This is a genomic window from Bacteroides sp. AF25-5LB (assembly GCF_003602965.1).
Lineage (GTDB): Bacteria > Bacteroidota > Bacteroidia > Bacteroidales > Bacteroidaceae > Bacteroides > Bacteroides uniformis.
Genome location: NZ_QTMC01000002.1, coordinates 385,537 through 404,545, shown reverse-complemented (window position 1 = coordinate 404,545; position 19,009 = coordinate 385,537). Strand labels below are relative to the sequence as shown.

General features: G+C 48.3%; 10 protein-coding genes. All 10 read left to right on the top strand.

The genetic code is table 11. The annotated features are described in order from the left end of the window. Window positions 1–124 precede the first annotated feature (124 nt). The 10 genes from DWY57_RS03885 to DWY57_RS03840 all read left to right on the top strand — a co-directional run bounded on the left by DWY57_RS03885 (window position 125) and on the right by DWY57_RS03840 (window position 19,006). Entirely contained in the window at window positions 125–1,066 is a 942-nt protein-coding gene (locus DWY57_RS03885) for an ROK family protein (protein WP_005833057.1), read from the top strand. Window positions 1,067–1,088: 22 nt separating this feature from the next. Continuing rightward, window positions 1,089–1,820, top strand: coding sequence for a glucosamine-6-phosphate deaminase (locus DWY57_RS03880; protein ID WP_117703667.1), 732 nt, complete (start codon window positions 1,089–1,091; stop codon window positions 1,818–1,820). A gap of 53 nt (window positions 1,821–1,873) precedes the next feature. Continuing rightward, window positions 1,874–3,133, top strand: a complete 1,260-nt coding sequence (locus DWY57_RS03875; RefSeq protein WP_117588430.1) for an MFS transporter — start codon at window positions 1,874–1,876, stop codon at window positions 3,131–3,133. A 272-nt stretch (window positions 3,134–3,405) separates the two neighbouring features. Continuing rightward, window positions 3,406–5,139 (top strand): glycosyl hydrolase family 18 protein, encoded by a 1,734-nt coding sequence (locus DWY57_RS03870; RefSeq protein ID WP_117588431.1) that lies wholly within the window; start codon window positions 3,406–3,408, stop codon window positions 5,137–5,139. Between the two features lie 490 nt (window positions 5,140–5,629). Next, window positions 5,630–7,945 (top strand): glycoside hydrolase family 3 C-terminal domain-containing protein, encoded by a 2,316-nt coding sequence (locus tag DWY57_RS03865; RefSeq protein WP_207805143.1) that lies wholly within the window; start codon window positions 5,630–5,632, stop codon window positions 7,943–7,945. 40 nt (window positions 7,946–7,985) lie between these two features. Further along, entirely contained in the window at window positions 7,986–9,065 is a 1,080-nt protein-coding gene (locus DWY57_RS03860; protein WP_229077977.1) for a glycoside hydrolase family 18 protein, read from the top strand. Window positions 9,066–9,368: 303 nt separating this feature from the next. Continuing rightward, the gene (locus DWY57_RS03855) at window positions 9,369–12,500 is read left to right on the top strand and encodes a TonB-dependent receptor (protein WP_178291850.1); all 3,132 of its coding nucleotides are present in this window, start codon (window positions 9,369–9,371) and stop codon (window positions 12,498–12,500) included. Between the two features lie 11 nt (window positions 12,501–12,511). Beyond that, window positions 12,512–14,485: a RagB/SusD family nutrient uptake outer membrane protein gene (locus DWY57_RS03850; protein WP_117588434.1), complete on the top strand. Its 1,974-nt coding sequence runs from the start codon at window positions 12,512–12,514 to the stop codon at window positions 14,483–14,485. Between the two features lie 34 nt (window positions 14,486–14,519). After that, window positions 14,520–17,297, top strand: a complete 2,778-nt coding sequence (locus DWY57_RS03845; RefSeq protein ID WP_117588435.1) for a SusC/RagA family TonB-linked outer membrane protein — start codon at window positions 14,520–14,522, stop codon at window positions 17,295–17,297. Window positions 17,298–17,311: 14 nt separating this feature from the next. Then, window positions 17,312–19,006 carry a RagB/SusD family nutrient uptake outer membrane protein gene (locus DWY57_RS03840; protein ID WP_117588436.1) on the top strand — a complete coding sequence of 565 codons (1,695 nt, stop codon included), beginning with the start codon at window positions 17,312–17,314 and terminating at the stop codon, window positions 19,004–19,006. The last annotated feature ends 3 nt before the right edge of the window (window positions 19,007–19,009 follow it).

Sequence of the window (19,009 nt, the reverse complement as noted above, 5' to 3'; positions counted from 1 at the left end):
GAAGACTGCTTTTGAACCACCGCTGACAAGTATTAAACCTTTTTTGTCAGAGAATAAACCCTTGTCTCCCTGATAGTGCGTAATATTGTGGACAGTAAACAATATTAAAAAACGCATATAAAAAATGGAAACGTATTTAGGTCTTGATTTAGGAGGCACGAAGTTGCTGATTGGCGAAATGGATAGCCGTGGCAACATTTTGAGGTATAAGAAATATGACTCCGGTTACTTTAATCAGCAGGCTGCGCTGGAAATCATCAAGTCGTCGCTCGATGATTATATCCGTACCGTGGGCTGGTATGACCAGAAACCGGTAGCGATGGGTGTTGGGCTGATAGGGCGTGTAGATCCCAACGAAGGTGTCTGGCTGCAGATTGACCCGAGCAGGACACAGCGGATTGAGTTGGCAAAGGAACTGTCGGATATATATGGCATGCCTTGCCATATAGACAATGATGTGAAGAGCGCTACAAGAGCCGAGCGCGTCTGGGGATTCGGACAAATTTCCAAAAACTTCATATACGTAAATGTAGGTACAGGCATTGCCGTGGGTACGGTGATAAATGGGAGACAAATCCGTGGCAGCCATTTCAATGCCGGCGAAGTGGGACACGTGCGTGTAGGTGTGAACATAGGCATTAAATGCGGTTGTGGACGGATGGACTGTGTGGAGGCGATTGCTGCCGGCATAGGTTTTGACAATTGTGCCCGTCTGCTCCGCAACCAGTATGAGACCGGCCTGCATATTCCGGCTGAAAAAGGGGAACGGGTGATTGTGAGTGAGGTGTTTGCACTTAGTCAGAAAGGTGACCCTCTCTGTACGGTGCTGGTGGAGAATGCAGCTGAGGCGCTTGCCAATCTTATCATGAATCTGGTACGTGTGATTGACCCGGACACGGTGGTGTTGGGTGGAGGCATTGTGGCTGACGGGTATATGCACGAGAAGATTCTGGAGAAACTTCATCCTACGACCATGCGTTTTGTCAGCAACGGGGTTGTCATTACGAAACTGAATCCCGGATTTATCGGGCTTCTGGGGGCCGGCGCGGTGGCGATGAATATGTGATTAGGAATTAATGATTAAGAATATGAAAATAACAATAACAAAGAATGAAAAGGAGTTTGACTGCACGGCTGCATGGCGCATCATCGGGCAGATGTTGAATGAACCGGAGAGTGTGATAGGACTTTCGACGGGACGTACTACCGGCAATCTTCATCGGTTGGTGGGAGAAATCTATACTAAATATCCGTTTAAGGTGGATACCGTTACTTTCTTCGGATTGGATGAGGTAACGAATGTGCCGCGCGAATATGCCGGAGCATGCTACACGATGCTGAAAACGGAGTTGATGGATACATTGGGCATCAAGGAAGAGAATTTTTTGATGCTGCCTACCATTTCTGGTGATTTTGAACAGTCATGCAGGGATTTCCAGCAGGAAATTGCGAACCGTGGCGGTATTGATTTGCTGATTTTAGGGTTGGGTGAGAACGGACACCTGGGATTCAACCAGCCGGAATCTCCCTTTGGCGGTGAAGCATGGGTGACCCGGATGAATGTGGAACTGGAAGAACGCATCCGTAGAGAAACGGGTACTCCTCCCGATAAAGAGTTGGGAGGGGCTACTTTGGGAATAAAGAACATTATGCAGGCACGCCGGATTGTACTGGTTGCCAAAGGGACTAATAAAGCGAATATTGTCAAGCGGATGCTTGAAGGGCCTGTGACAACAGATGTTCCTGCTTCCATCCTTCAGCTTCATCCCAACTGTGAATTTCTGCTGGATGAGGCGGCGGCAAGCATGCTTAACTGCTAAGTCGCCTTGCAGGCGGCTGATAACTAATTATTTGAATTAATAATCAAAATACTATGACACAACAAGAAAAACAAATAAACTATATGGGGCCCTTCATCACGATGGTGTTCTTGTTCTTTATTGTAGGTTTCCTTACGACTGCCAATACTCAGTTTCAGGGTCCTCTGAAAGAAACTTTTCTTTCGGAAGTGGGTGGGTTGAAAAATACTTTTGCTACTTTGATTACTTTCTCCTGGTTCCTTGCTTATCCGGTTTGTGGAGGGGTAGGCTCGTCGTGGATTAGCAAATACGGATATAAAGGAACATTGATGCGTGGATTGCTGGTGATGATTGTGGGACTTGGTTTGTTCTTTGCCTCTTCCTATTTCACAGTACACTTTCCTGAAGCGAATTGGCATGCAGGAAATAATGTTATCCCTGGAGGGTTCTTGATTTTCTTACTGGGTTCTTTCGTGGTAGGGGCTTCGGCCACCATTCTGCAAGTGGTTATAAATCCTTATCTGACGGCTTGCCATGTCAAGGGTACCCAGTCCATTCAGCGTTTGGCTATAGGCGGTTCCGCCAATTCTGTGGGAACTACGCTTGCTCCTTATTTCGTGACCGGTGTCGTGTTCGGCGGTCTGTCTATGGAGGACATTCAGATTGACCAGCTGATGGTTCCGTTCCTGGCATTGATGGCTGTTATTTCTTTGATTGTATTGTTGTTGATGAAATTGTCTTTGCCCGATATCCAAGGAACCAGGGTAGAGAAGGGAGAAAAGCTGGAAAAAAGTGTATGGTCCTTCCGTCATCTGACATTGGGCGTGGTGGCTATCTTCTTTTATGTAGGAGTGGAAGTCTGTATCGGGGCCAATATCAATCTGTACGCCATCGAGATGGATTATGCTTCTCCGGCACTGATGGCTACGCTCTATTGGGGTGGTATGCTTGTGGGCCGCCTGGTGGGGAGCAGCCTGAGCAGAATTTCTCCCCGCGTGCAGCTGACGGTTACTACGGTATCGGCAGGACTACTCGCCCTACTGGCCATTCTTCTGAATAATCCGTGGCTGCTCACGGCAGTAGGTCTGTTCCATTCCATCATGTGGGGAGCTATCTTTACCTTGTCCGTTGCCCATTTGGGAAAATACACTTCGGTGGCTTCGGGTGTGTTCATGATCGGAGTGGTGGGCGGTGCCATATTGCCCTTGGTGCAAGGAGTGCTTGCCGATGTTCTTGGAGGCTGGAGATGGTCATGGTTCATTGTCCTCTTTGGAGAAGCGTTTATGCTGTATTATGCATTGATGGGTTCACGGGTCCGTCAGATAGCTGATTGATTTTTGTTTGCCGGTAATTACCATGGAAAACCTGTTGGTGGAATGAATCACTGCTCAGACTTCGTTTGAGGGAAGTCCTGAAAAGGGTCCGCTCCGTATCTGCTCCGTACCTGCTCCGTACTTTCTCCGTATAAAGGTACCTTTATGTGGAGCAGGTACGGAGGAGACACGGAGGAGACACGGCCCGGGTACGGTTCAGACCCTTTCCGGTACAAGAGAAAAAGAGATTGATTCCGCCAACGAATATAGAAAATATATTGATAAATAGTAGTATGAAAAATTTTAGATTGATTGTTTGGTCCGTATTGGCAGTTTTAGTGTCGTGCGGCAATCTGAGGGCTGCAGATGAATTGAAAACTGCGCTTGACGGTAAAGTGGTCGTGGCTTATGTTACTTCCTGGAGTCACGTTATTCCTGACCCTAAGTACATGACTCACATTAATTATGCCTTTGGGCATGTCGATGAGACCTTTGATGGTGTAGGTATTGCCAATGAAGGGCGCTTGAGACAGATGGTGGAATTGAAAAAGCAGAAGCCGGATTTGAATGTACTGTTATCCATCGGTGGATGGGGCAGCGGACGTTTCAGTGAGATGGCCGCGAATGAGAAATACCGCAAGGCATTTGCCAAAGATTGCCGACGGGTGGTGAAAGAGTATGGGCTGGATGGTATTGACATCGATTGGGAGTATCCTACGAGTAATGCCGCCGGCATTTCTTCTTCTCCTGACGACACGAAGAACTTTACATTACTGATGCGGGACATCCGTAAGGCCATCGGCCCGAAGAAGTTGTTGACCCTTGCTACGGTGGCTTCCGGTGAATATATTGATTTCCAGGCTATTCTTCCTTATATTGATTTCGTGAATATCATGTCATACGATATGGGAAATGCCCCTAAGCACCATTCTGCTCTCTACTCTTCGGACAACAGTGGCCGGATGACGGGTGACAAGGCTGTGAAGGCTCATTTGGCTGCCGGTGTGCCTGCCGACAAGCTGGTGATGGGGATGCCTTTCTATGGCCGCGGTGGAAAGGAATATCCCAATTTTCAAGACTTCAACAAGGTGGGATATGCCAAAGGATTCCGTGAATGTTGGGACGAGACGGCCCGGGTACCTTACCTGGTGAATAAGAACGATACACTCGTTTTCGGTTATGAGAATCCGCGTTCATTGGCCATCAAGTGCCAGTATATTCTGAAGCAAAACCTGTTGGGAGGTATGTATTGGGATTATGACGGAGACAACGAGCAGGGTGACTTGCGCCGTACCGTCTATGAGAACCTGATAGAACGCAAGCCTTTTTATGATAAGACCTACCGGGTATTGGTACTCACTGAGAGTGCCGGACAACACAAGCCTTTCTCGGATGCAGCATTGAAATGGCTGGTAGATGAAAGTAAGGTTCAGAACCTGCAGATTCAAGTGCTGAACAATGCCGGCCTTTTGGCACAAAAGAGTGTGCTGGACGGTACGGATCTTGTCATCCAGCTGGACTTTCCGCCTTATACATGGCCCAAGGAGGCGGAGCAGAATTTTGTGGATTACATCAATGAAGGTCGTGGCGGCTGGATAGGCTTCCATCATGCCACGTTGCTTGGAGAGTTTGACGGGTATCCTTTGTGGCAGTGGTTCAGCGATTTTATGGGGGGCATCCGTTTCCGTAACTACATTGCTCCGCTTGCCGACGGCACGGTAGTGGTGGAAGACAAGGAGCACCCTGTGATGAAGAATGTGGATGCCTCGTTCGTCCTCCCCGATGACGAGTGGTACACATACGACAAGAGTCCGCGCCCCAATGTACGTGTATTGGCGAATGTGGACGAATTCACCTATACCCCTGCTTCGGATGTGAAGATGGGTGACCATCCGGTGGTATGGGTCAATGAAAAAGTGAAGGCCCGTAATGTCTATTTCCAGATGGGGCACAGCCCGAAGCTGTTCAAGTCGGATGATTTCACCGCAATGTTGCACAATGCCATTTCGTGGACATTGGGTAAATGACGTGTGCCCGAGCTTCCAAATGACAGAGGCTTACAAAGTATGGACAGGTTGTTTTTTATAGAATAGTTTTTCAGGTAACGGATTATCGTTAAGGTAATTGTTTGTAATAGGTATTTAGTATCTCCCGTATCGTGCTTGTTGTCAGGCCACGATACGGGAGCTTTGTTTTATTTCTTCATCTTCGATTTACGTTTCAAATACCATTTGCAGTCATTGTACGGTATCTTTGATTCCTTGTTAGAGAGATACTCCATGCCGCTCCTCGGTGCCAAAGGGGGTGTTCCCCGGTGCCGAGCCCCTTGCTCCTCGATGTCGGAGGAATGCCCCGTTCAAAAGGCATTTGGAATAGGGGAATGGCTATTTATTAGTATGATGATGCTGGTAAGAGACTTTTTTGATAAATAATATACCTTATATGACTAATTGTCAACCTCGCTCCACATGTTGTACTTTACTTTTATAGCGCAAAAAAAACTTTAATATAAAAGCTATGCAAGTGAGAAATTTAATTGTGGGTGCGCTATTGTTTTCCTGCACCGGGCATGTAAATGCCCAATCATTGACTTTGCGAGTCGATAATATTGATCAGATTGTAGATTCCATGACTTTGGAAGAAAAAGTAAATCTTCTGGTGGGGCGTAACGATTATCTTTTTGGAGGATATGAGAAGCTGGATAAGGCTCCTCGTGTGATGGATTCCAGTATTTCCGGATTTACTCAGGTAATTCCCCGGTTGGGTATTCCTGCCACCGGACTTGCCGATGGTCCTGCCGGTGCTGTTGTTGTGACGCGTCCAGATAGCAAGAAGAATTATTATGCCACAGGATTTCCCATAGGTTCTCTGCTCGCCTGCTCGTGGAACACAGGGCTGGTAGAAACCATCGGCCAGGCAATAGGTAATGAGATTTTGGAATATGGCGTAGATGTTGTGTTGGCACCGGGGATGAACATACACCGTTCACCGCTTTGTGGTCGTAACTATGAATATTTCTCTGAAGATCCTGTATTGACTGGCAAAATTGCCGCTGCCTATATTCGCGGTGTCCAAAGTAATGGTGTAGGAGCTTGTCCGAAGCATTTTGCCGTCAACAGCCAGGAAACGAATCGTACGGAAGTAAACGAGATTGTTTCCCAACGCGCGCTGCGCGAGATCTACCTGAAAGGTTTTGAAATAGCTGTGAAAGAAAGCCACCCATGGACCATCATGTCCTCCTACAATCGTCTGAACGGTCCTTATATCCAGGAAAATTACGAACTGCTGACCACCGTTTTACGTGACGAATGGGGGTTCGACGGTATCGTAATGAGCGACTGGATTCGGCTTCGCAACACTGCTGCCCAGATACATGCCGGCAATGACCACCTGCAGCCGGGCGAGCAAAAGCAAGTGGATGACCTTCTCGACAAAGTGAAGACCAACCAACTTTCTGTGGCAGACATTGATATTTGTGTAAAACGAATGCTGAACTACATTGTTAAAACCCCTCATTTCAGAGGATATAAATATAGCGATAACCCAGATCTGAAAGCTCACGCTCTCCTTGCTCGCCAATCGGCCGCCGAAGGTATGGTGTTGCTCAAAAACGATAATGGCGCATTGCCATTGAGAAACGTGAAAAAAGTCGCACTCTTCGGTTGTACCTCTTACAACTTCTGGGCAGGTGGCACTGGTTCGGGTAATGTCGTTAAGCCTTATGTTGTGAATATGCAACAAGGCCTTAATAATGCCGAATTTGAAACCACAGGAAATCTGGAAGAGCTATATAATAAATACCTCGACTACCAACGTGCCAAGAACCGTTGCGACCGTGGCAAATCTCAAGGTTATTATGGTGAAGAAAAGGATATACTGGAAATGCCTGTCAGCAAAGATTGTATCGTTTATCAAGCCAAGGAAGCTGATGTGGCTATCCTTACCATCGGTCGTCAGGCTGGAGAAGGTAATGACCGCACGATTGAAAAAGATTTTAATCTGAGTGAAGTTGAACAGAATCTGCTAAGTGACCTCTGCAACGCTTTTCATGCCCTTGACAAGAAGGTGATTGTAGTGCTCAATGTGGGTGGTGTTGTTGAAACTGCTTCATGGAAAAGTCTTCCCGATGCTATTCTGTTGGCATGGCAGCCTGGTCAGGAAGGAGGAAACTCTGTAGTAGATGTATTGCTGGGTAAAGAAAATCCATCAGGAAAGCTGGCCATGACTTTTCCTATCACTGTCATGGATCATCCTTCTTCACGTAACTTTCCACTCAATGGATATAAAGGACAAAGAGGTAGTGCCGGACGTGAAAATATAGACTATACTCTGCACAAAGAAGGTATCAATATCGGTTACCGTTATTTTAATACTGTAAACAGACCGGTTTCTTATCCTTTTGGTTACGGATTGAGCTACACGGAATTTTCTTATGACAATTCTGTTGTAAAAGCTACCGGTAAAGGTTTCAAAGCTAGTATCCGCGTAAAGAATATTGGTAAAGTGGCAGGGCGTGAAAGCGTTCAACTCTATGTCTCCGCTCCTGCCGGTGGACTGGAAAAACCAGCTTGTGAATTGAAAGCTTTTGCTAAAACTAAACTATTGCAACCTGGTGAGAGTGAAATACTGATATTCAATGTATCCGACTACGATTTGGCTTCTTTTGACGAAAGTATACAAAGTTGGGTAAGTGCCAAAGGAAAATATATTGTAAAATTTGGTGCTTCCATTGAAGATATCCGTGGTATAGGAGCTTATTGGTTATCTAAAGAATTTACTAAAAAAGTTAATGACGTATTGAAACCAACAATGTCTCTTAATGAACCGGAGTAATTGAATAACTCTTTTATATATAAACTAATACTATTTTATTATGAAAAACTTTTCAATGATACTGCTCATGATTGTTTCGATGATATCATGCTCTTCAAAGGGCGATGAGCTGAAAGAACTTCCATCTCTTCCGGACGAGCCAGTGATAGAGGAGCCAAATCCCATTCCTGGTTCTACCGACAAAATAGTTGTCGGTTATGTTACATCATGGTCAAATCACGAGGTGAAGCCGGAATATGTTACCCATATCAATTATGCCTTCGGGTATGTGCAGGGAACATTCCGTGGTATCGGAATCTCCAACGAGGAACGTCTGAGGTCGGTTGTTGCCTTGAAGAAGCAAGCCTCCCACTTGAAGGTGCTCTTGTCGATAGGAGGTTGGGGCAGTGGCAACTTCAGTGAGATGGCAGCAGATGCCGACAATCGCCTCGCTTTTGCTGCCGACTGTAAGCGCGTGATTGATGAGTTTGGTCTCGACGGCATTGATATAGACTGGGAATTTCCTACGAGTAACATGGCAGGTATCTCTTCGTCACCCGACGACACTCGCAACTACAACCTGATGATGCGCGACATTCGTCAGGCTATAGGAAGCAACAAGCTTCTGACGCTCGCAACAGTATGCTCTGCCGATTACATCGATTTTGAAGGCGTTATGCCCTATATTGACTTTGTCAACATCATGGCGTACGACATGGAGAATCCTCCTAAGCACAATGCTCCCCTATATCAGTCTTCAAAATTCCCCGGATGGTTTAACTGTGACATGGCGGTCAAGGCGCACTGTGCCAAGGGAGTGCCCGCATCGATGCTTGTGCTCGGTATGCCTTTTTATGGTCATGGAACCGATATTTACGACCACTCCACAGATTTTAAGAATGTAAAGGTGCCCTCGGGGTACACCAACTGTTGGGACGACGAGGCAAAGGTCCCTTATGTGACCGACAAGAATGGACGTTTTGTCCTCAGCTACGACAACGCTCGCTCAATAGGTTTGAAATGTGATTATATTCTCGAAAACGAACTTCTTGGAGCCATGTTCTGGGACGATGCCGGCGATGACAGTAACGACACGCTTCATAAGACTATAGCTAATAAACTTTTTGTTAAATCTAACTGACAACTATATAAGCTATATATATCAGTAGATTGCTTTAATATAGGAATGGTGCTTTCTGGTAGAAAAACGGGACTGTCTAACAACTAAGAAGTTAGATGGACTCTCTTTTTTTAGGCAGTATGCTTTCTGGGGGGTATGATGTATTTTAAACCTTCTTGATAGTTTTTAAACTTATGCGATGTTATGTCGTATTTTAAACCTCAAATGTTATTTTTTACCCGCTATTGGAAAGATTCATTAATACATTTGCAGAAGTTCTAACACTAATGATTTTATTTAATTCTAATTCTAATTCTAATGCTAATGGGAAAGTTATGCAGATTACATCTCCTTTTGTTGGCTTTGTTGCTACCGGGAGTGTCCTTCGCACAAAATCTTTTAAAAGTGCAAGGTTGTGTTACTGACGAGCAGAACGAGCCACTTATCGGGGCTACCGTGCAGACTAAAGACAAGTCGAAAGGCACGATAACGGATAGCGGTGGCAACTATGTTTTGTCGGGAGTTCCCAAGGGTTCAACCTTGGTGTTTTCGTATGTCGGCTACAAGTCGAAAGAAGTAAAGGTGACATCAGCTTCTCTTAATGTTGTCATGGAATCGGATGATGAACTGCTTGATGAAGTGGTTGTCATCGGCTATGGCCAGCAGCGTAAAGTGACGCTGACGGGTTCTGTCTCCAACGTAGGAGGTAAGGAACTTCTCAAATCGCCGGCCGCATCGCTTGGCAATACCCTTTCGGGTAAGCTTCCGGGACTCCAGTCGGTGCAGTATACCGGCGTTCCCGGTGCCGACGACCCTGTTATCCGCATCCGTGGTATCGGTTCGTTCAACAGCGCCGAACCTCTTGTGCTTGTCGATGGTGTAGAGCGTGAGTTCAGCCAGATAGACCCGAACGAGGTGCAGGACATTTCTATTCTTAAGGACGCTTCCGCTACGGCAGTCTTCGGCGTGCGTGGTGCCAACGGCGTTATTCTCGTTACAACACGTCGCGGCGAGGTAGGCAAGCCTGCCATCACACTGACCACTTCAGTAGGTCTTCAGCAGATTTCCAAATTCCTTGAGCCGGCAAACTCCTACGAGTATGCAACGGCTTACAATCATGCTCAGGAAGTGGAAGGAGTAGCCGAGGACGGATGGAAGTTCTCGAAGGAAGCTATACAGCACTGGAAGGATATGGATATGCCTACCGTTTATCCAAGCACCAACTGGTTCAAGTACTTGATGAATGACCACGCATGGCAGGAACAATATAATATTAATGTGTCGGGTGGTACTGAACGTGCCCGCTATTTCGTTTCCGTCGGCATGCTCAATCAGGACGGCCTTTTCAAAACCTTCGACCAAGGCGATGACGCAAACTTCAAATACCGCCGTTACAACTTCCGCGCCAACCTCGATGTGGATTTCTCTAAGCTGAGCACGCTTTCCATCGGTATCGGTGGCCGCATCGGCAGACGTAACTCTATCGGTAATGGTGAGTATAACGGTCAGTCGGGTGTCTTTGGCGTGGAAGGTCTTCTCAACAATGGTACGCCAATGTCAGGCTACGGTCTTGACAGTGAGGGACATCGCATTGTTTCCGACCCTGACCTTGTTGGCGCGGTTGGCTCCGATGGTCTCGGTCTTATCTACCAGCACGGTTATACTGTTCAACGCCAGAATGTCGTAAACCTCGACCTTCAGTACAAGCTCAAGCTCGATTTTATCACCAAAGGGCTTGATTTCCGTATCAAGGGTTCCTACAACTCTGACTATACACAGCAGAAAGCACGTACTACTTCCGGTGGTATCAGCTACAAGGCCACCATCGCTAAGGGTGAATACGAGGAAGACGGTGCTCCAAAGGTGGTTTATGTCCGTCAGGGTGACTCATGGCCTCTTGGCTATGAAGAGAAGAAATGGGGGGGCAGGAACTGGTATGCAGAGGCGAGTCTCAACTATACCCGCAAGTTCGGTGACCACAATTTCGGTGCGCTCGTTCTTTATAATGAATCTAAAAACTACTATCCTGGCGGTGTCTATAATTCTATCCCCCGTGGTTATGTAGGTATGGTAGGCCGTGTCACTTACGACTACCAGACTAAGTATATGATAGACCTCAATATGGGCTATAACGGCTCAGAGAACTTCGCCAAAGGTAAACGCTTTGGTTTTTTCCCTTCTGCTTCTCTCGGCTGGATCATCTCCTCTGAAAAATTCTGGGAGCCTATCCGCAAGGTGGTTTCTTATCTTAAACTTCGCGGTTCTATCGGTAAAGTAGGTAATGACCAAGGTGTCGGCCGCTTCCTCTATCTGCCCGGTACATGGCAGTTCTACACCAACAACGGTGGTGCATGGTGGACCAACGACCGTACAGGTAACTTCGGTACCAACAACGGTGTGTTCATGCCCGGTGCACGCGAATCCAGCAACGGTAACCCCGATGTTACTTGGGAAACAGCCACCAAGCAGAACTATGGTGCCGATGTACACTTCTTTGGAGATCGCTTGAGTCTCGGTGTCGACCTCTTCTGGGAAGACCGCAAGAACATCCTCGTTTCCAACGAAACAACCATCGCGGGTATTTCCGCTCTCAAGCCCAATTCCATCAACTTTGGCCGTGTCAAGAACCATGGCTATGAAATGACCCTGCGCTGGGCCGACAAGATAGGTAAAGTGGACTACTCGATAGCTCCTACATTCGCTTTCGCACGCAACAAGGTGGTGGAAATGGCAGAAGTGAAGAAGGAATTCCCGCACATGTACCGTACCGGTCATCCTGTAGGTCAGCCTTTCGGCTACGACTTCTTTGAGTTCTATGTTCCCGGTGAAACCGAACAGCGCTACAAGGAAGTTTACGGTGTGGACATGCCGGACCAGCAGATTACATTGCGTCCTGGTGACAGCGTATTCGTTGACCTCACAGGTGATGGTAAGGTGGATGCCAACGATGTACATGCTATCGGCTACAGCGATATTCCTGAGTATACCGGTAGCATAAACGCAACGCTCAACTGGAAAGGTCTCGACTTCTCCATGACTTGGGTAGGTGCCACCCACGTCAACCGTCAGCTCAGTTCTTTCTATACTCCGGCCTTCGGTACGGGTAACCAGTCCATGCTCAATAAATGGGTCTATGACAACTCCTGGACTGAGGATAACCCCGGTGCCAGCCTGCCACGTATCTCTCTTGAGAAATCGGCACGCGAGCATAACGGCTCACTTTCAGACCCATGGATGGTCGATGCATCGTATATCCGTCTGAAGAACCTTGAGATTGGTTATTCGTTCCGCATACCCGGTGTGCCCATCAACAACATCCGTGTTTATGCCAATGGCTATAACCTCCTTACTTTCACAAGCTTCAAGGCCAATGACCCGGAGGCACAAGCCGGCTATGGTAGCACACGTTATCCTATGACCCGTGTTTATAACTTCGGTATCAACTTAAACTTCTAACATTCAAGACAATGAATCTTATAGAGAAACTCAAAATAAGAACTGCTACTATTATTATATATGTAGCAAGTATCATGATGGGGATGGGGTCGCTGGGCTCCTGTGTCGATGATATCAACATCGGAAATGGCTTCCTCGACAAGCAGCCGGGTGTCGACGTGACCGTAGACTCCATCTTTGTCAAGGGAGAGAATGCAAAGCGTTTCCTCTGGCACATGTACGGTGCCATGCACAATCCTTTCACCTATACAGGTGCAGTATGGTATTCTCACCCCGATGCTTTGACCGATATTTGCCAGTCGTACTGCGGATGGCACAATCTCGGAAAGTACTACGGTGGTGACCTCACCGAGACCGACCAGGATAACGGTGGTTTCGCCAAGTTCCCTTTCATCGCCAACGGCGACGGCAATAACCGTGCAGGTATCTGGCGTACCATCCGTGAGGGTTGGATTTTTATCGAGAACATCGATCGTGTTCCTGACCTGAGCGAATCTGAGAAGAGCCAGCTCCGTGGCGAGGTGTATGTCATCATGGCATCGCGCTATCTCGATGCTTTCCGCAACTTCGGAGGCCTTCCGAAAGTTGACCGCTCATACTTGGCTGCTGATGTTGTAGACGGTAGGCGCATGAGCGTAATCCAGACAGCAGAGTTCATTGATGAGCTTATCCAGGCCGCCATCGACGAGCCGGGTCTTCCTTTCTTTGTGCAGGATCAGGCCACCAATTCCGGACGTCTGACCAAAGGCTCGGCCTATGGTCTGCGTGTAAGACTGTGGAACTTCGTGGCTTCGCCTCTGTTTAACAGTGACAAACCTTATCTAGAATTCACCCGCAACGAGGAGAATCAGGACCTCAACCAGGTATGGACCGGCGGTTACAAGTCCGAACTTTGGCAGAAAGCACTGAAGGCTTGTGAGGATTTCTTCCAGGCCAATAGTACCAACGGCAACTATTTCGCCCTTGTACAGCCCACTGGTGACAGTGAACAAGACTATTGCAACGCTTTCCGTGCCGCCTATTGGTTTCGTGGTAACAGCGAGAAGGTGATTGAAGTGCATGCCGGTTTGGGCACAAACGCTTGGAATGGTGACTGGAATGTAGAAGGTATGGATGAGTTCGGTATGGCTCTCTTCACCCTCGAATATATGGAAATGTTTGGTATGGCAGACGGTCGTAACTTCCCTTACGATGACGTGTTCAATACTGATAACCCCAACAACGTAGATATCTTTGTCAATCGCGACCCGCGTCTCTACGAGACAATGGTAGTGAATCGCAACAATCTTGTCGAGCAATATCAGGGGCTTTCGAGCACCGAGATGTGGCAAGGCGGTAATGTCGACCAGACCTTCAATCCTGCTGTTACCGACAATCCATGGTCTACCCGCATGAAACTGTTCAAGTATCTCCGCGACAACGGCTATGCAGCATACTATCCGACCAATTTTGCTTATCTGCGTATGGCTGACATTCACCTTTGCTACGCTGAAGCACTCGCACAGACAGGCAATCTGCAGAAAGCCTGCGACGAAATGAATAAGGTGCGCGCACGCGTAGGTCTTGGCAAGGTAGAGGCCATGAATCCGGAGCTCAACCTAACTGCCAATAAGGACAACTTCATCGAGCAGCTCCTTAAGGAACGTGCTTGCGAGTTCGGTTATGAAGACTCCCGCTGGTATGACCTCATCCGCTACAAGAGGTCTGACATATTCAAGAAACAGGTACACCAGCTACGTGTATGGCGCAAGGATGCCAACGGCAACAAGATGAATCCTGCCGACTACAATGGCAACACGAGCCTTGAACCCGGTGAACCTTGGCCGAACTGTATCTATGAGAAGATACCTTGTACCAACAATATCCGCGTATGGTGGGATACTGACGACCAGACGAGCAAGTGGACTGACAAATGGTATCTCACGCCTATTTCACGTGATGAAATCAACAAGGGCTATGGCCTGAACCAGAACCCGGGTTGGTAATCCAGATTTTAAACATCAATAAGACTTATAGAATATGAATATAAATAGAATGTTGATGCTTGCGACTGCCGTTGCCTCTCTCACGGCAAATGCGCAGGTAAAACTCAACGACAAGAATGCAAATGCCTATGATTTGGGTTACGGTGTGGAAATAAGCAATTTCCTCAGCACCGCTTCCGCTACCACAATCACAGGCGAAGAATTGCAGCAGACTTCGGCAACTAACCTTGCCCAGGCCCTCTATGGACGTCTGCCGGGCCTCACGGCTCTATCGCAAGGCGGCTTCTCAGGCGATGAAAATAAGGGTGCCACGTTTAATATTCGTGGCTTTCACACGCTTAACGATACCGGCATTCTCATCCTCGTCGATGGCTATGAGCGTCCCATCGACCGCCTCAGTGTAGAGGAGGTGGAGAGCGTTACCGTCCTCAAGGATGCTGCCGCCACGGCACTTCTTGGCCATGAGGGTATCAATGGCGCTATACTTGTGAAGACAAAGCGTGGCGCTGAAGGCAAGACACGTGTCAAGGTGGGCTACAGCCATAAGTTCCAGTTCGACCCTGAATTCGCAGACATGGTGGACGGTTACGGATATGCCAGCGCTTTCAATCGTGCCCGTCGCAATGACGGACTCTCTGCCGCATACACCGAGCAGGAGCTTAACCTCTTCAAGGACGGTTCCGATCCGTACTTCTATCCTAACGTGAACTGGCGCGACCTTACTTTCAAGAACACTGCCGAGGAAGACCATGCATACGTTTCGGTGTACGGAGGTACGAACAAGGTGAAATACTACACCCATATCGATTATACCGATGTGCGCGGTGCTCTCAAGGATACCAAGCAGGCAGACTACAATGCGCAGCTGCGCCAGTCGAAGGCCAATATCCGTACCAACCTCGACTTCAGCCTCACCAACACGACTCTCATGTCGGTGAACCTCTTCGGTATGTTCCAGGAGAGCAAGCGGCCCTCAGACCTCAATGCTGACGATGCTACAGCTGCTGTCTACGACCTGCCGGCAAGTGCTTTCCCCTACAAGACCTCAACAGGTATCTGGGGTGGTAACGAGGCGTACGGTGATGCCAACCCCATTGCCAAGATTCAGGAGTCCGGCTTCTACAAGACCCATCAGCGCCAGCTGTGGGTGGATGCCAAGCTGTCGCAAAAGCTCGACTTCCTGCTCGATGGCCTGAGCGTATTTGTCAGTGCCGGTTATGCCAATTCGTCGATTTACGCGGAGAATTCGCACAAGTCACACCAGTATGGCTATGAGCGTTACACCGGTGCCATTGGTGACAAGAACAACGTAGCCCTGAACACATTCGGCAACAAGGAGACCAACCTCACCTTCAGTAACTGGAATGCCGGCCAGTGGTGGAAAGCAAAAGCTACCCTGGGTTTCAACTACAAACGTTCGTTCTTCGACAACGACCACTTCAATGCTGCCGTTCTTTATGATAACAGTGGTTCGAGCACTGACGGACGTGGAAACACCTACTATCGTCAGAACATCATGGGAGTCTTCCACTACGATTTTCAGAACCGCTACGTTGCCGACCTTGTGCTTGCGGGTAACGGCTCCAGCCGTACCTATCCCTCCAAGTGGGCATTCTCACCCACATTGTCGCTCGGCTGGATTTACGCTGACAACAACGAGGGTCTGCTCAACTACGGTAAGTTGCGCGCATCGGCCGGCATCCAGCATACCGATTATATGCCTACCTATGGCATGTGGCTTCCTACATGGGATGTTACGCACGGTTATGTGGTTATCGGCAACAACTATGGCGCTACATGGGGCGCATCGCTTGGCTCCTTCCCGACCACCGATTTCTCGCAGGAGACATCTACGAGCTTCAACTTGGGCACCGACCTTCGTCTGGCAAATGCTCTTGACATCTCTGTGGATGCTTTCTACCAGCTTCGCAGCCACATCATGCTCTCTGCAAACTATGAGAATTCATCGGTGGTGGGTATACAGTCGTCATACAACGATGTTGGCGAAGTCAAGAGTTACGGTCTTGAGTTAAGCGCCAAGTATGCGAAGAAGATCACTTCCGACCTCAATCTCAACTTGGGCGCCAACTTGTCGTGGGCACGCAATGAGGTGAGCAAGTATATCGGCACACCTACTTATCCGCTGAGCAACCCTGTAGGCCACCGTGTAAACGAGGCATGGGGACTCAAGTCGGCAGGCTTTTTCAAGAATCAGGCCGACATCGATGCCAGCTATCGTCAGGAATACTCTACCGTAAGCCCTGGTGACATCAAATACCAAGACCTCAACGGTGACCAGGTAATCAACGAGTTCGATGTGACCAGTCTCGATGGTGCTACTGGCATCCCTGAACTCAACTATGCCTTCAATGTCGGTGTTGAGTATAAAGGTTTCGGTCTGAACGCATGGTTCCAGGGCACTGGCAACTACATGAAGTATCTGCCGTCAGCCATATGGGGTGGTATGGCCGACAACGGCAACCTTTCAGTGGACTACTACAACAACTGCTGGGATGTGGCTGGCGACAACGCTCTCTACCCACGTCTGACAACTCAGAACAACAGCAACAACAGCCAGGCAAGCAACGTATGGTACAAACCTGTCCACTTCTTGAAGATGCGTAACATCGAGGTTTACTATAAAGTTCCTGCAACGGTGCTCTCGAAGCTCTCTCTTAGCGCAGCCAAGGTGTTTGTTCAGGGCGAGAACCTTCTTTCCTTCGACAACGTCGACGCTATGGATGCCGAGGTACTTTCGACGGCATATCCCATGTTCAAGGGTGTCAACATCGGTGTCACATTAACTTTCTAATTAAAAATACATTTATGAACAAGATAAAATATGCTTTTTTAGGTATAGTTGCAGTAGCCTTTGCAGGCTGCGCCGATCTGGATTACAACGAAGCTTCGAATCGTGACGAGGACTGGACCTACAACAGTCCCCTCAATGGTGTCAAGGCTCTTGTCTACGATGTCTACGCACAAATGCCGAGCGAATTCAAGGATAATTCCTACGGTAATGGCGCCATGATAGCCAGTGCCACAGACGAGTCTGAGTTTGCACTTTCCTTCTCGCCCATTCACAAGTATTTCAACGGTGGTTGGACTCCTTCGAACCCTTTTTCAATTACATGGGATAGGTCATACCGTGCCATCACTCAGGTACACATGTACCTTGAGCGCATCCACAAGATAGACCTGTCGGATTATGAATATGATCCCGACTATCAGACCATGGTACAACAGTTTGAGATATTTCCTTACGAGTTGCGTTTCCTTCGTGCCTATTTTTACTTCGAGTTGGTACGTGCCTACGGTGATGTGCCTTTGGTGACCACAACCCTCACCAATGAGCAGGCCAACAGCGTGGAACGCACTCCGGCCAAGGATGTGTTCAGGTTCATCATCAATGAATTGGATGCCGTGGCTGAATACCTGCCCGTGTCGTATAATGACATTCCCGGTCAGGAAATCGGTCGTGCCACCCGTGGTGCTGCCCTTGCGCTGAAGGCACGCGTGCTACTTTATCAGGCTTCACCTTTGTTCAATACAGACAATAGCAAGGAGCTTTGGAAAGAGGCCGCTGCTGCCAGCAAGGTAATCATCGATAATGCACAGCGCTGGGGCTACAAGCTCAGCGAGTATGCCAACCTGTGGGGGCACGATACATTCACCAATCCTGAATTTATCTTTGTTCTTGGCACTCAGGCAAGCAACACCTTCGAACAGTACAATTATCCTGTGGGTGTGGAGAACGGTAACTCCGGTAACTGCCCTACACAAGCACTGGTGGACGCATACGAATATCAGTTCGATGGCAAGACATTCAAGGAGAAACATCCTGGAGATGTCGATGTGACCGCCGAGAATCCATACGATGGCCTCGACCCGCGTTTCGCACTCACTGTAGTGAAGAACGGTGACCTCTGGCCGTCCAACACCGCTCAGCAGATTGCCATCGAGACGTATCAGAACGGCTTCAACGGTGCTCCTAAGTACGGCGCAACTCCCACGGGCTACTATTTGAAGAAGTTTGTGGACGGCAATTGTATCACCACAGCCAACAACCAGACTACAACACGCCACAACTGGATTGTGATGCGTCTGGCCGAGGTTTACCTCAACTATGCGGAGGCCATGTACAACTACTACGGCAATGCTGACGAACCGGGCGATTTTGGCATGTCGGCCAACGAGGCTGTCAATGTGCTTCGTAACCGTCCGGACATCATGATGCCTGAATTCCAAGGAAACAATGGCTTTGAAGAGCGCTACATGCGTGAGCGTATGGTAGAGCTTGCTTTCGAAGGGCAGCGCTTCTGGGATGTACGTCGCTGGAAGAAGGGTGCCGAGTTCTTCAAGAATGTGGATGTGGCAGACTTCAAACTGGATGGAAACGGCAACTTGATTCTCAATCGGGTGACTAAGACTCGCCAGTGGGACGAGAAGTACAACCTCTATCCGATTCCGCAGTCTGAAATTCAGAAGAATGGCAATCTGAAGCAGAACCCCAATTGGTAAAAC